This window comes from Lacinutrix cladophorae (assembly GCF_053604645.1).
The window spans coordinates 566,105-580,937 of record NZ_JBSHNR010000121.1 but is presented as its reverse complement, the minus strand read 5'-3'; the positions used below and the strand labels follow the sequence as shown (position 1 = coordinate 580,937).

10 protein-coding genes are annotated in these 14,833 nt (G+C 30.4%); 6 read left to right on the top strand and 4 right to left on the bottom strand.

Annotated features, from left to right (window positions below):
- The first annotated feature begins 38 nt into the window (after positions 1-38).
- From ACVC3Y_RS15550 to ACVC3Y_RS15535, 4 genes are all read left to right on the top strand, one after another.
- Positions 39-4,352, top strand: coding sequence for a CusA/CzcA family heavy metal efflux RND transporter (locus ACVC3Y_RS15550; RefSeq protein WP_452227390.1), 4,314 nt, complete (start codon positions 39-41; stop codon positions 4,350-4,352).
- Between the two features lie 3 nt (positions 4,353-4,355).
- The gene (locus ACVC3Y_RS15545) at positions 4,356-5,492 is read left to right on the top strand and encodes an efflux RND transporter periplasmic adaptor subunit (RefSeq protein ID WP_452227389.1); all 1,137 of its coding nucleotides are present in this window, start codon (positions 4,356-4,358) and stop codon (positions 5,490-5,492) included.
- Positions 5,493-5,523: 31 nt separating this feature from the next.
- On the top strand, positions 5,524-7,497 hold the full coding sequence (locus tag ACVC3Y_RS15540) for a heavy metal translocating P-type ATPase (RefSeq protein ID WP_452227388.1): 1,974 nt from the start codon (positions 5,524-5,526) through the stop codon (positions 7,495-7,497).
- Positions 7,498-7,592: 95 nt separating this feature from the next.
- Positions 7,593-8,174 carry a DUF3575 domain-containing protein gene (locus ACVC3Y_RS15535; protein WP_452227387.1) on the top strand — a complete coding sequence of 194 codons (582 nt, stop codon included), beginning with the start codon at positions 7,593-7,595 and terminating at the stop codon, positions 8,172-8,174.
- A gap of 87 nt (positions 8,175-8,261) precedes the next feature.
- Here ACVC3Y_RS15535 and ACVC3Y_RS15530 read toward each other — a convergent pair whose 3' ends face one another.
- Both ACVC3Y_RS15530 and ACVC3Y_RS15525 read right to left on the bottom strand, forming a co-directional pair.
- The gene (locus ACVC3Y_RS15530) at positions 8,262-9,803 is read right to left on the bottom strand and encodes a glycine--tRNA ligase (protein ID WP_303420883.1); all 1,542 of its coding nucleotides are present in this window, start codon (positions 9,801-9,803) and stop codon (positions 8,262-8,264) included.
- 66 nt (positions 9,804-9,869) lie between these two features.
- Positions 9,870-10,751 carry a hypothetical protein gene (locus ACVC3Y_RS15525; protein WP_303420885.1) on the bottom strand — a complete coding sequence of 294 codons (882 nt, stop codon included), beginning with the start codon at positions 10,749-10,751 and terminating at the stop codon, positions 9,870-9,872.
- 185 nt (positions 10,752-10,936) lie between these two features.
- Between ACVC3Y_RS15525 and ACVC3Y_RS15520 the strand changes: the two genes are divergently transcribed.
- Positions 10,937-11,560, top strand: a complete 624-nt coding sequence (locus ACVC3Y_RS15520) for a ComF family protein (protein WP_452227386.1) — start codon at positions 10,937-10,939, stop codon at positions 11,558-11,560.
- Between the two features lie 58 nt (positions 11,561-11,618).
- Entirely contained in the window at positions 11,619-13,229 is a 1,611-nt protein-coding gene (locus tag ACVC3Y_RS15515; protein ID WP_452227385.1) for an Ig-like domain-containing protein, read from the top strand.
- Here ACVC3Y_RS15515 and ACVC3Y_RS15510 read toward each other — a convergent pair.
- Together ACVC3Y_RS15510 and ACVC3Y_RS15505 are read right to left on the bottom strand one after the other, a co-directional pair.
- A complete protein-coding gene (locus ACVC3Y_RS15510) occupies positions 13,213-13,995 on the bottom strand; it encodes an amidohydrolase (protein ID WP_303420895.1) in 783 nt (260 codons plus the stop codon). The two genes, ACVC3Y_RS15515 and ACVC3Y_RS15510, sit on opposite strands and share 17 nt — an antisense overlap.
- Positions 13,996-14,257: 262 nt before the next feature.
- Positions 14,258-14,812: a hypothetical protein gene (locus ACVC3Y_RS15505; protein WP_303420897.1), complete on the bottom strand. Its 555-nt coding sequence runs from the start codon at positions 14,810-14,812 to the stop codon at positions 14,258-14,260.
- Between the last annotated feature and the right edge of the window lie 21 nt (positions 14,813-14,833).

The following is a 14,833-nucleotide window of genomic DNA, read 5'->3' as shown; positions in this document are numbered from 1 at the left end:
AAAAACAGGTATTTATTATTTCTTAATTAATATGAATTATGTTAGAAAACATCATCAAATTCAGCTTAAAAAACAAGCTGATTACTTTCCTTTTTACTGCTTTTATAATCGGTTTCGGAATTTTTTCTTTAACCCAAATACCAATAGGAGCCGTACCAGATATTACCAATAACCAAGTACAAGTTATTACTACATCTCGCAACTTATCTACGCAGGATGTAGAGCAATTTATAACATATCCTATAGAGCTTGAAATGGCAAATTTACCTGGAGTAGAAGAAATTCGTTCAGTTTCAAAATTTGGTTTATCGGTAGTTACCATTGTATTTAATGACGATTTAGGAACTTTTTTACCAAGACAACTAATTGCTGAAAAAATAACATCTGCTTCAGAGCAAATTCCAGATGGCTTTGGCACACCAGAAATGGGACCAATTACAACAGGTTTGGGTGAAATCTACCAATATATTTTAGATGTAAAACCGGAATTTAAAGACAAATATACCACAACCGATTTGCGAACTATTCAAGATTGGATTGTAAAGCGTCAACTTTCTGGAATTCCTGGTGTAGTTGAAGTGAATACTTGGGGAGGATTTTTAAAACAATATGAAGTATCTATAAATCCAAACAAGTTAGCTGCTATGCAAATTTCTATTGCTGACATTTATAATGCTTTAGAGAAAAACAACAGCGTTTCTGGCGGTGGTTATATTGAAAAAAATAGTCAAGCCTTTTTTATTCGAGGAGAAGGTTTAGTTAGTTCATTACAAGACATTGAAAATATTGTTGTTAAAAATGATGGTACTCCAATATACATTAAAGATGTTGCGAATGTTGGTTTTGGTAGTGCAACTCGTTTTGGTGCTATTACAGGAAATGGTGAAGGTGAAAAAGTTCTAGGACAAATCATGATGCTTAAAGATGGTAACTCTAAAGCAGTGATTGATGCTGTTAAAAAACGCGTAGCATCTATACAAAGCACGCTACCTAAAGGCGTGTATATTAATGGTTTTTTAGAACGAAGCGAGCTCATTGGTAAAACCACATTTACAGTTGCCGAAAACTTAATACTAGGTTCTTTAATCGTGGTTTTTGTTGTGGTTTTATTGCTTGGTAATTGGCGGTCTGGTTTGGTAGTAGCTTCTGTAATTCCGTTAAGTTTATTATTTGCTATTATATTAATGCGTCAATTTGGTGTAGATGCTAACTTAATGAGTTTAGGTGCAATCGATTTTGGGATTATCATTGATGGAGCAGTTATTATTGTAGAGTTTATTGCTTTTCAAATCATGTCTAAATCAGCGCATCTTTCCGAAATCAGTAAAAACGAAAAACAATCTGAAATTGATCAAATAACATTAAAAAGCGCCTCAAAAATGATGAATTCAGCCATTTTTGGTCAATTAATTATCTTAATTGTATTTATTCCAATTCTCTCTTTAAACGGTATTGAAGGCAAAATGTTTAAGCCAATGGCAATGACATTTAGTTTTGCATTAATTGGAGCAATGATTTTATGTTTAACCTATGTTCCTGTGGTTTCCTCTTTGTTTTTAAAACCTAGTAAACAATCTAGCAAAAACATTTCGGTTAGACTAATGAATTTTCTAAATAAAGCATACCAACCAGTTATAAATTGGGCTTTGAGTAACAAAAAAATAGTAGTGTTATTATCAGCTGTTTTATTAGCTTCAAGTGTTTGGATTTTTAGTAAAATGGGAGGCGAATTTGTACCTACTTTAGATGAAGGTGATTTTGTAATTCAACCTGTTTTAAAAACAGGAACATCACTCAGCAAAACCATAGAGATTACCACCAGAATTGAGCAAGTTTTATTAGATAATTTTCCTGAAGTAGAACAAGTAGTCACACGTATTGGAGCTGCTGAAGTACCAACAGATCCAATGTCTATGGAAGAAAGTGACGTCATTATTAAACTAAAACCTAAAAAAGAATGGACTTCTGCAAAAAGTAAAGACGAATTAGCAGATAAGTTTAAAGAAGCATTAACCGTTATTCCAGGAATGGAAGTCGAGTTTACACAACCCATTGAAATGCGATTTAACGAGCTAGTAACTGGTGTTAGAGCAGATGTTGCTATTAAAATTTTTGGTGAAGACTTAAGCGTTTTAGCAAACAAAGCAGATGAAATAAAATCTTTAATTGAAAATGTAGAAGGAGCTGCAGATATTTCGGTTGAAAAAGTAGCGGGTTTACCTCAAATGAGTATCCAATTCAACCGAAGTAAAATTGCACGTTACGGATTAAACATTCATGATTTAAACAAAATTATTTCTATGGGTTTTGCAGGTACATCTATTGGAAGTGTTTATGAAGGAGAAAAACGTTTTGACTTAGTGCTTCGTTTGCAAGAAAACAACAGAAAAAACCTGGGAAGTCTTCAAAATTTATATGTAGACACTCCTAATGGGAATAAAATTCCGCTTCGCGAATTAGCAGCAATTAGTTATACTTCTGGTCCTGCGCAAATTTCTAGAGATGACACCAAACGCCGTATTGTTGTTGGTATTAATGTTAGAAACAGAGACTTACAATCGGTTGTAAATGATGTACAACAAATTATTGAAAGCAAGTTAAAATTACCTGTTGGTTATAGCATAACCTATGGAGGACAGTTTGAAAACCTACAAAGTGCAAAAGACAGATTATTAGTAGCAGTTCCTGTAGCTTTAATACTTATTTTTATCATGCTTTACTTTGCATTTAACTCTATAAAAGAAGCCTTAATTGTGTATTCTGCAATTCCGCTTTCTGCAGTTGGAGGTGTATTATTATTATGGTTAAGAGATTTACCTTTTAGTATTTCTGCAGGAGTTGGTTTTATTGCATTATTTGGTATTGCAGTACTTAACGGAATTGTTTTAATAGAACATTTTAAAGAACTAAAAGCGGAAGGTTTTAACAATATTGAAGAACGAATTAAAAAAGGAACATCAGAACGTTTACGACCTGTTTTATTAACAGCAGCAGCAGCAGCTTTAGGGTTTTTACCTATGGCAATTTCAACAAATGCAGGAGCAGAAGTACAGCGGCCTTTAGCTACTGTAGTTATTGGTGGCTTAGTTACCGCAACCTTTTTAACCTTAATTTTTTTGCCAGTTTTATATGCTTGGTTTGAAGAAAAAAAGGAACTCAAAATAAATAAACAAACAATTACATCTGTAGTTATTTTGTTATTAACTTTTAGTACTCAAGCACAAAACAAACCACTAACTATACAGCAAACTTTAGAATTAGCAATTGAAAATAATGCGAATTTAAAAGCAGAAAAATTAAAAATTGAACAAGAAAATGCGCTCGTTGGTTCTGCCTTTACTTTTGATAAAACGGATCTGTATTATAATTACGACGAAAGTAATTTGGCTATAAACAATAAGCCTTTAAAAATTTTTGGTGTTTCTCAAGACTTTAAATTTCCAACAGTTTATTTTGCTGAAAAAAAACGAAATCAGTCTAAAGTTGATCTGCAAGAAGCTAATTATAGTTTGCAATTATTGCAAGTTAAAAAACAGGTTTATACTAATTATTATCAATTAAGTTATGCTAAGAATAAAGCGGAAAATTATAAATATTTGGATAGTTTGTATACCGATTTTGCAAGAAAAGCAGAGCGTCGCTTTGAGTTAGGCGAAACCAATTATCTAGAAATGATTACTGCTAAATCTAAACAAAAACAGCTAGAAACACTTTATAAACAGTCCCTTTTAGAGGTTCGTTTATATAAGGAACAACTTAAAAAAGTAGTACAAGTAGATTCTATTACTATTGATGATGGATTACTTAAAAAACTACAGGTAGAAAGTTTAATTACAAATCAAGATGCTGGATTATCGGTTTTTGATGCTTCTATAAATTACCAGAAAGCACAAGTAAAATTAGAAAAGCAAAGCCTGTTACCTGATTTAAATGCGGCATATTTTCAAGGAACTAACAACGAATTAAATGATAACATTAAAGGCTATCAATTAGGAGTTAAAATTCCAATTCTATTTGGTGGTCAACGCTCCAAAATTAAAGCTTCAAAAATTGCACAAGATGTCATTTTTGAACAAAAACAAGATTATCAAACCAAATTAAATGCAGAATATCAATCGTTATTGGCAAAGCTTCAGCAGTATGAAGAAGCTATTCAATATTATGAAACACAAGGAAAAATACTTTCTGAACAAATTATAAAAACTGCAATTCGAACTTTTAAAGAAGGGGAAATCGACTTCTTTCAATACATTCAAAGTTTAGAAACTGCAAAAGATATTCAACTGGATTATTTAGTGCAGTTAAACCAATACAACCAAACTGTAATCACCATTAACCACTTAACATTATAAAAAATGAAGAACATATACATCCTATTATTTTCCATGGTTTTTGTAGCCTGCGGAAATTCAGAAAAAAAAGAAAAGCTAGTTTTAGGTAATCAAGTACAATCTGATAAAATCACCATTACAAAAGCACAATTTGAAGGTGAAAAAATGGCATTTGGCACATTAGCCGAATACGATTTTAATGAAACCGTAAATGTAAACGGAATGATTGATGTGCCACCAAACAACAAGTCAAGCATTACTACTTTAATAGGAGGTTTTATTACTAAAACACCTTTATTAATTGGAGATCGCGTAAAAAAAGGACAACTTTTAGTAACCTTAAAAAACACAGAATTTGTTGAAATTCAACAAAACTATTTAGAAGTTGTCGAAAGATTAAATTATTTAAAATCAGAATTCAATAGACAAAAAACCTTGTTTAATGAAAAAATCACTTCAGAAAAGAACTATTTAAAAGCCGAAAGTGATTACAAAAGTAACCTTGCACATTATAATGGTTTGCGTAAAAAATTACAAATGATGAACATCAATCCAGATCATGTAGAACAAGGTCAAATATCTTCTACTATAAACTTATATGCACCAATAGCTGGGAATGTTACAAAAGTTAATGTTAGTAACGGAACTTACATTTCACCGAGTGATGTAATTATGGAAATTATGGATATAAATCATATACATTTAGAATTATCTGTCTTTGAAAAAGACGTAATGAAAGTTAAAAAAGACCAGAAAATATGGTTTAAAATTCCTGAAGCATCAGATAAAACTTATGAAGCAGAAGTACATTTAGTTGGCACTACCATTGATGAGCAAACTAGACGAATAAAAGTACATGCACATGTAGATGAGGATAAAGAAAATTTTATTGTTGGTATGTTTGTAGATGCAGCAATTATTGTGGAAACTAATAAAGGAAAAGGTTTACCAAAAGAAGCAATAATGAAAGTTGATAATGATTTTTTTGTTTTAATTTTAGAAGAAAAAAAGGACAAAGAATATCATTTAGAGAAAGTAAAATTAAACATAGGAAAACAAACAGAAACAAACATTGAGGTTTTAAATACCGAAGCTTTAAAAGACAAACAAATAGTTATTAAAGGCACAACTATGCTACTAAATAATAGCGAAAGTGAATAAAGTCTCAAAGCTAAAAAGCTATAATAATTAAATGAATAACATTAAAATCGACTCACACAACCACAGCCAAAATTTAATTTTTGGTAAAAAAACAGAACTTTATTTTGCAATTCTTTGTGGTACTTTTTTGGTTATTGGGTTTGGTATTGAAAAGTTAGCAGATTTACCTTTCACAATTTCTTTAATTAACTATCTAATAGCTTATCTATTTGGAAGTTATTTCCTTACTATTGAAGCCTATAAAAAAATAATTAAAGCTGGTTTTGATATTGATTTTTTAATGATAGCTGCAGCCATTGGAGCTGCATACATTGGTAGTTGGACTGAAGGCGCTTTATTATTATTTTTATTTAGTTTAGGTCATGCTTTAGAGCATTATGCTATGAATAAAGCTAAAAAGTCTATCGAAGCTTTAAGCGATTTATCTCCCAAAAAAGCACTTATAAAAAAAGGAAATCAAATTATTGAAATACCAATTGAAGACTTAAAAATTGGTGACATTATTGTGGTTAAACCAAACACCAAAATTGCTGCAGATGGTGTTATTCTTTCCGGAAACAGCAGCATTAATCAAGCTCCAATTACAGGAGAGAGCATGCCTGTTGATAAAACTGCAATTGCTTCAACAAAGAACTTACCCGAGTTTAAACATATTAACAAAAAACACATTGTATTTACAGGCACTATAAATGGCGATAATAATATTGAAGTACGGGTTTTAAAACTAAGTCAAGACTCTACAGTTGCGCGATTAATTAAAATGGTGAGTGAGGTAGAAACTCAAAAATCACCAACACAAAGATTAACCAAAAAGTTTGAAAAATGGTATGTTCCAATAGTGATAATTGTAGTCACACTTTTATGTTTTGCTTATTTAATTATAGACGAATCTTTTAACCAAAGTCTATACAGAGCAATAACTGTTTTAGTAGCAGCAAGTCCTTGTGCTTTGGCAATTTCTACACCAAGCGCTGTACTTAGTGGTATTGCTAGAGCTGCTCAAAAAGGCGTTTTAATAAAAGGTGGAAAAGCTTTAGAAGACTTAGGAAGTATTAGTACCATTGCATTTGATAAAACAGGAACTTTAACCGAAGGTAAACCAAAACTAACCCATGTAATTGCATTAAACAATTTTGAAGAAAAAGAGTTTTTACAAATAGTTTTAGAGGTAGAGAGTCTGAGTAATCATCCATTAGCAAAAGCAATTGCTAAAGACATTAAAAAACTACATAATTTAAGTTTTAAAGGTATTGCAAAAAACATGGAAGCCATTCAAGGAAAAGGAATTTCTGCATTATATAACAACACAAATGCTTTTATTGGTAATTTAAAGTTACTACAAGACAAAGAAATTGAAGTAAAGGATACTATAAAAACCAAAATGGAAACGCTGTTAGAAAATGGAAACACAGTAATGCTTGTCGCTTTTAAAAAGGAAGTTATTGGTATAATTAGCGTTATGGATACACCAAGAGAAACAGCAGCAAACACACTTAAAAAGTTAAAGAGCATTGGAATAAAACGCATGATTATGTTAACTGGAGACCATCAAAATGTTGGAAATGCTATTGCAAAACAAATAGGTTTAACAGAAGCAAAAGGAAACCTATTGCCAGAAGATAAAGTGAGTGCTATTAAAAATTTAATGACAACAGATGGCAAAATAGCAATGGTTGGAGATGGTGTAAATGATGCTCCTGCAATGGCTTTAAGCACTGTAAGTATTGCAATGGGAGCTGCAGGAAGTGATGTCGCTTTAGAAACTGCAGATGTTGCCTTAATGTCGGATAAAATCGAAAACTTACCCTTTGTAATTGGTTTAAGCAGAGCGTCTAAAAAAATCATTAAAGAAAACATTTTTATAAGTTTAGGTGTCGTTGCAATACTTGTTCCTGTAACCATTTTAGGACTAACTAATATTGGGGTCGCCGTTTTATTTCATGAAGGATCAACTGTTGTTGTTGTTTTAAATGCTTTAAGATTATTAGCATATAGAGAGGATTAAAAATAAATGAATTTCACGCAACCTTTTCATACTTTTACCATCTACTAATGGTATGACTTTTGATTAGATTAAAAAGAATTTTAAAAAACAAACAAATGAAAAATGCCCTTTTAGGATTAATACTATTTTGTTCCTTTGCCACTTTTGCGCAACAGGATATGCAAAAAGAAAAAGTAAAACACAGTGAAATTAAAGTAAATGCATTTAACCTTATAGTCTTTAAAGCTGTAGATTTTTCTTATGAATATTTAATTGATTCTGAATCTTCAGTAGGAGCTTCTGTTCTTTTTAATTTACAAAATAGAGAAGACAGAGAATTTGAAGACGGACCTATTTACAACGAAAAATTTGCATTTACTCCATATTATAGACGTTACTTTTCTAGCAAGTACGCATGGGGATTTTTCTTAGAAGCCTTTGGAATGTATAGCATACAAGAAGATACGGATGAAGATTATATTTACAACTCCTTTAATGATGACTACGAATATATTTACACCGATGAAACATCTAACAACCTAGCATTTGGTATGGCAGTTGGCGGAAAATTCGTAAGCAAAAAAGGCTTCTTATTTGAAGTATTTGGTGGTGTTGGTAGAAACATATCTACTTCTAACAACGATGTTGGTTCAGAATTTGTACCAAGACTAGGTACAATACTTGGTTGGAGGTTTTAACATAAAAAATACTTGTAAAATTTAAAAAGCCCAAGTTTTAAAACTTGGGCTTTTGTTTTATAAGATTATTGCTTTCACAAGAATTTATTACATCTTCTGTAGCCAATGTTTTACATCTACCTCAGCTTTAATTAAATCTTTTAAATCTTCAATCTTTACACGTTTTTGTTCCATAGTATCTCTGTGTCTTATGGTTACTGTGTTATCCTTTAAAGTATCATGATCTACAGTAATACAAAATGGTGTTCCGTTTGCATCTTGACGTCTGTAACGTTTTCCTACAGCATCTTTTTCGTCATAAAACACATTAAAATCCCATTTTAAATCCTCTACAATTTGTTTTGCTACTTCTGGTAAACCATCCTTTTTCACTAAAGGAAAAACGGCTGCTTTTACAGGAGCTAAAACTGCTGGTAATTTTAAAACGGTTCTTGTAGTATTATTTTCTAATTCTTCTTCCATTAAAGAATTTGAAAATACTGCTAAAAACATTCTATCTAAACCAATAGATGTTTCTAAGACGTAAGGTGTATAACTTGCATTTTCTTCATGATCGAAATACTGTAATTTTTTTCCTGAAAATTCTTCGTGCTGTTTTAAATCGAAATCGGTACGAGAATGTATACCTTCTAACTCTTTAAAACCGAAAGGGAATTTAAATTCAATATCTGTAGCAGCATCTGCATAATGAGCTAATTTTTCATGATCATGAAAACGATAGTTATCTGCTCCCATCCCTAAAGAAAGATGCCATTTCAATCTAGTATCTTTCCAGGTATCAAACCATTCCTTTTGTGTTCCTGGTTTAATAAAGAATTGCATTTCCATTTGCTCAAACTCACGCATTCTAAAAATAAATTGCCTTGCAACAATCTCATTTCTAAATGCTTTTCCTGTTTGTGCGATACCAAACGGAATTTTCATTCTCCCTGTTTTTTGTACATTTAAGAAGTTTACAAAAATACCTTGTGCAGTTTCTGGTCGTAAATACAAATCCATTGCTGTTTCTGCAGAAGCACCAAGTTTGGTACCAAACATAAGGTTAAACTGTTTCACATCTGTCCAATTTCTTGAACCACTTAAAGGACAAGCTATCTCTAATTCTTCAATTAAAGCTTTTACATCTGCTAAATCTTCTGCTTCTAAAGATTTTCCTAAGCGCTTTAAAATAGTATCTATCTTTTCTTGATATCCTAAAACTCTTCCGTTAGTTGCAAGAAATTCTTCTTTATTAAAAGCTTCTCCAAAACGTTTTTCAGCTTTTTTAACTTCCTTTTCAATTTTTGTTTCAATTTTTGCACAATAATCTTCCACTAAAACATCTGCACGATATCTTTTTTTAGAATCTTTGTTATCTATTAAAGGATCGCTAAAAGCATCTACGTGACCAGAAGCTTTCCATGTTGTTGGATGCATAAAAATTGCCGCATCTATACCAACTATATTATCATGCATTTGCACCATGGCTTTCCACCAATAGTCTCGAATGTTCTTTTTAAGCTCTGCTCCATTTTGAGCATAGTCGTATACTGCACTTAATCCATCGTAAATTTCACTACTCTGGAAAACGTAACCATACTCTTTTGCGTGAGAGATTACTTTTTTAAATTGATCGTCTTGATTTGCCATAGATTGCAAAAGTAAAAAACCACTCCATATTAATGGAATGGTTTTTAAAAAATTATGAGTTATTTTTTAAATTAATTGAATGGAGCTACTTCCTATTAAAGTTGCATTTTGAAATACATCTATATTATAAATCCCAGGGTTTAGTTTTTCTTTGTTTTTAATACTTATTTTTAGGCAAGCAGTAATTTGTTCCGAAATGTTTTTTATAGTTGTTTTTCCGCTATATCTAATTTTTAATCCTTCATGGTTTAAAATCCCTCTTTCGGACACAATTTGATCTTTAGCGTCTAAAATCTGAACATAAATATTTTTATTTCCTTTATCTGCTGCTGTATTACCATCGAGTACGACACATACTTCAAATTGATCTACTTCACTTAATTTATGGGTTTCGTAAACTTTAGAGTAGCGAATTGTTAACGCCTTCACTTTTATATTATTCGCTTTAAGCTTTCCTGTTTTGTTAATAATAGTATTTAACTTTTCATTTTTTTTGAATAAACTAGCTATTTCTAGTTTTTGATTTTCAAATTGTTTTGAAACAGAGTCTACCTTTAAATTTAATATTTTATTATCGCGAACAAGGGAATCGATTTGGTCAAAAATAACTTCTCTCTCGTTTTTAAGAGTGTTTATTTGACTTCTGTATTTAGATATTAATGATAAATTGGTTTTCTTTTCTTCTATATCACTTAAAATAGTTTCCACCTTAGATTTAGATACTTCTAATTTTGTTTTTACAAATTCGTTTTCAATAGAAACATCATTATAAAGTGAAATCATTTCCGTTAATTCATGCTGTACAAGTTTTGTTTCTTGTGCTAAAAATTCTTTTTGATTTTTAAATGAATTAAAACTGGAAATACTATAAGATCCTAAAATAGCAATTGCTATTACCAATGTACCAATAATTAATCTGTAGTTAAAAGTTTGAGGGAAAACTAGCATATTATTTATTTTACAAATACTAAGCTAAATATTTAGTTTAATATATTTTATTTTAATCGTTAAAGTATCTAAAATAATTGTTGAAGCAATTTCTTTAGTCTTTTAGTATTAATTTTTGTAAGTTTAATATTATGTTTAAAGCGGTTCTTGATTTATTTTTTCCAAAAGTATGTTATGCTTGTTATATGCATTTACAAGATTCTGAAATGTATGTTTGCACTTCCTGTAGACATAATTTACCAATTACTAATTATCATTTTAATGCAAACAATACTGTTGAAAAAATATTTTATGGACGTGCAAAAGTAGAACAAGCAACTGCTTTACTTCGCTATGAAAAAAAAGGTATTGTACAACAGCTAATTCACAATTTAAAATATAGAGGTCATGAAGAAATAGGTGTATTTTTAGGCCAATGGCTTAGTAACGAATTAAAGGATATACCTGCATACAAGAATGTAGATGTCGTTATTCCTGTTCCTTTGCATAAAAAGAAACTAAAAAAAAGAGGATATAATCAGGTAGCAAAATTTGGTCAAGAAATGGCTAAAGGTTTACAAATAGAATATAATGACTCCTCTTTAATAAAAATAACAAATACTAAATCTCAAGTAACCAAAAAACGATTTGCGCGTTGGCAAACAAATCATGAACTCTTTGCTATAGAAAATATCGCACTAATAGAAAACAAACATATTTTGCTTGTAGATGATATTATTACAACGGGAGCAACCTTAGAATCCTGTATACAAGTGTTAAATAGAGCTAAAAATGTTAAAATAAGCATAGCAAGTATAGCAATCGTGTAATAGCTATTTTGTTAATGGTAAATATGTTGTTACTTTGTACAAAATCATGAAATTTATAATGCGTAAAAAGCTTTCCAATTTAATTTTTAGTATAACAATAGGTTTAATTATAATTAGTTGTGCTAACAGAGGAAACCCTTCTGGAGGGCCTAAAGATATTACTCCTCCAAAAATAGTTAAATCTACTCCAGAAAATTATGTTACAAATTTTAATGGAAAAGAAATTAAAATTTATTTTGATGAGTATGTAAAAATTAAAAACCTGTCTAAACAGCTTATTATTTCTCCACCAATGGATCCTGCCCCAGAAGTAACTCCTCTTGGTACAGCAAGCAAATACATTACTATTAAAATTAATGACACTTTATTAGAAAACACAACGTATGCCTTTAACTTTGGAAATAGCATAACAGATAACAACGAAGAAAACCCGTATTCGTATTATAAATATATATTATCTACTGGAAGTTATATTGATTCGCTTTCGGTTAAAGGTGAAATTTTAGATGCTGCTTTACGTAAACCTGAAGATTTTGTATCTGTACGTTTATATGAAATAGACAGTACTTTTAATGATTCTATAGTTTATAATAAACTACCTAAATACGTAACAAACACTTTAGATAGCACTACTACTTTTAGTATAGACAACATTAAAGCTGGAAAGTATATGCTTGTTGCTTTAAAAGACACTAATGAAGACAATAAATTTCAACAATTAACAGATAAGATCGGCTTTGTAAAAGACTATATTACAGTACCTACAGACACTACATTTACTATAAAATTATTTAAAGAAGAACCAGATTTTACTGTCATTAGACCACGATTAGTGGCTGGTGAAAAAATAGCTTTTGGTTATCAAGGAGATTATAAAAACACAGAAATTAACATTACTTCTGTTGTACCTGAAGATTTTAAATATACCATTACAAAAGACCCTAAAACAGATTCATTAAATTATTGGTACACTCCTAGATTTAAGGACACAGACTCTTTACTTTTTACAGTGAAAAACAAAAAATACACAGAAAATTTTACAGTAAAAATAAGCGAACAACCAAAAGACACTTTAATAATTGGGGCACTTTCAAAAGGAAGCATAAATTTTGAGGATGACTTTAAGATTACTGCAAACACACCACTTATTGAATTTGATGAAAAAAAACTTACTATTTTAGATAAAGACTCTATTAAAATAGCATACAAAACAACATTAGATACACTCGCAAATACCTACGCTTTAGCTTTTGATAAAACGGAAGACAACAAATATAGTATACAAATTCTACCAGAAGCATTTACCGATTTTTTCAACAATAAAAATGATACGTTAAACTACAAGGTAAACACAAAAAACTTTGCAGATTATGGAAATGTGAGAGTAACCTTATATAATGCGAAATACCCAATAATAGCGCAACTAACAAACGATAAAGGCGAAGTGAAATTTGAAGTATATAGCACAAAACCAGAACCTTTAGATTTTAGATATTTAGATCCTGCTAAATATTATTTACGAGTAGTTTTTGACGCAAATAAAAATAAAAAATACGACTCTGGTAACTATCTAAAAAAGCAACAAGCGGAACGTATTAGTCATTTTAACGAAGTTATTGAAGTTCGCGCTAATTGGGATCCAATAATAGATTTTACACTTTTAGATTAAAATGATCTTTATCTCCTAAAAACTGTAATTTATCTCTATGCTTTTTAATGTGATTTTTATCTAGAGTTACAACTTCAGTCTGCTCCATTCCTAAAACGATATTAGAGACTTTTTCTCCTAGCACATTATACACTGCTGAACTACCAGAGTATTCATACCTATTAATATCGAAACCAACTCTATTTACACCAACACAATACGTCATATTTTCAATTGCTCTAGCTTTTAGTAAAGCATCCCAAGCTGTAATTCTTGGTTTTGGCCAATTCGCAACATATAATAATAAATCATAATTTTCGGTGTTTCTAGCCCAAACTGGGAAACGCAAATCGTAACAAATTAAAGGACAAATTTTCCAACCTTTATAATCTACTATTACTTTTATATTTCCAGCTTGATATACTTTATCTTCGCCAGCAAGTGTAAATGTATGTCGTTTATCATATATTATTACTTTAGCATCAGGCTGCACAAATAAAAGTCGATTATAGTATTTATTCTCTTCTGCTATAATAAGACTTCCAACAATAGCAGTATTATTTGTTTTTGCCATTTCTAACATCCAACTTACCGATTCTCCTTGCATTGTTTCTGCATAAGTAGATGCATGCATTGTAAAGCCTGTAGTAAACATTTCTGGAAGGATAATAAGATCAACTTGCGTTTCTAAAGCTTTTATTTTATTAGTAAAATGCAATCTGTTTTCTTTTGGGTTTTCCCAAATTAAATCCGACTGAACTAGTGCTATTTTTAGTTTTTCTTGCATACCTTAAAAGTACTTCATTTTTACTAATTTTAAAATTATGAATGTAACTTTTACAAGATGTACTACAAAGCATTTGAGTTTGATATCACAAATATCAAGAAAGGCATTTATTGATGCTTTTAAAAAGACAACAATCCGGAAGACTTTAAAAACTATTTAGATTTAGCTTTTAGTAAAAAACGGATGTGATTCGAATTAAAAAAACCCAGACATATCTTTTTACCTTATACATCTGGGTTTGAATTTTGTTCGCTATTTTAAATTAAATCTTTCTTAATTTTTTATCCGCTTTATCAATATCCTTATGAAGATCATCTAGTTTTTTAAGCCATTTTGTTTCCTCTTGAGGAGAAAGTTTTCCTTTATATTTAAGTTTGTCGTATTTTTTTTGAGCACTTTCTAATTTCTTATTTGCACTATCAAAAGATTTTTGAGCTTTTTCTTTTTTCTTTAAAGCCTTTTCTGCTTGTTTTTGTTTCTTTTCGGCCTTTTTTAATTCTTTTTCATTCTTTTTTAGCTCTTTTTCTCGTTTTTCTTCTTCTTTTTGAGCTTTTTTGATTTTCTCTTCTTTTGCTTCTTTTTCAGCTTTATCTGCTTTTTCTATTGCTTTTTTAGCGGCTTCTTCGACACGTATTCCAGCAGCAGCAGCATTAATTTCTTGAATAATTTCTTCACTTAATGTATTCGTAACATCTTTACCTCCTGCATAAATTTCATCTCCTTTAACGGTATATGCTTGTTCGTTAATTTTTACTTCTTGAGCAGTAATAGAAATGCTTATACTGAATAGGAATACTAATGCTAATATTTTTTTCATGGTTTTATTTTATTATTTAAT

What these genes read in the sequence shown, in the direction of transcription:
- ACVC3Y_RS15550 (WP_452227390.1), top strand. Translation starts at nt 39, where the DNA reads ATGTTAGAAAACATCATCAAATTCAGCTTAAAAAACAAGCTGATTACT.
- ACVC3Y_RS15545 (WP_452227389.1), top strand. Translation starts at nt 4,356, where the DNA reads ATGAAGAACATATACATCCTATTATTTTCCATGGTTTTTGTAGCCTGC.
- ACVC3Y_RS15540 (WP_452227388.1), top strand. Translation starts at nt 5,524, where the DNA reads ATGAATAACATTAAAATCGACTCACACAACCACAGCCAAAATTTAATT.
- ACVC3Y_RS15535 (WP_452227387.1), top strand. Translation starts at nt 7,593, where the DNA reads ATGAAAAATGCCCTTTTAGGATTAATACTATTTTGTTCCTTTGCCACT.
- ACVC3Y_RS15530 (WP_303420883.1), bottom strand. Translation starts at nt 9,803, where the DNA reads ATGGCAAATCAAGACGATCAATTTAAAAAAGTAATCTCTCACGCAAAA.
- ACVC3Y_RS15525 (WP_303420885.1), bottom strand. Translation starts at nt 10,751, where the DNA reads ATGCTAGTTTTCCCTCAAACTTTTAACTACAGATTAATTATTGGTACA.
- ACVC3Y_RS15520 (WP_452227386.1), top strand. Translation starts at nt 10,937, where the DNA reads ATGCATTTACAAGATTCTGAAATGTATGTTTGCACTTCCTGTAGACAT.
- ACVC3Y_RS15515 (WP_452227385.1), top strand. Translation starts at nt 11,619, where the DNA reads ATGCGTAAAAAGCTTTCCAATTTAATTTTTAGTATAACAATAGGTTTA.
- ACVC3Y_RS15510 (WP_303420895.1), bottom strand. Translation starts at nt 13,995, where the DNA reads ATGCAAGAAAAACTAAAAATAGCACTAGTTCAGTCGGATTTAATTTGG.
- ACVC3Y_RS15505 (WP_303420897.1), bottom strand. Translation starts at nt 14,812, where the DNA reads ATGAAAAAAATATTAGCATTAGTATTCCTATTCAGTATAAGCATTTCT.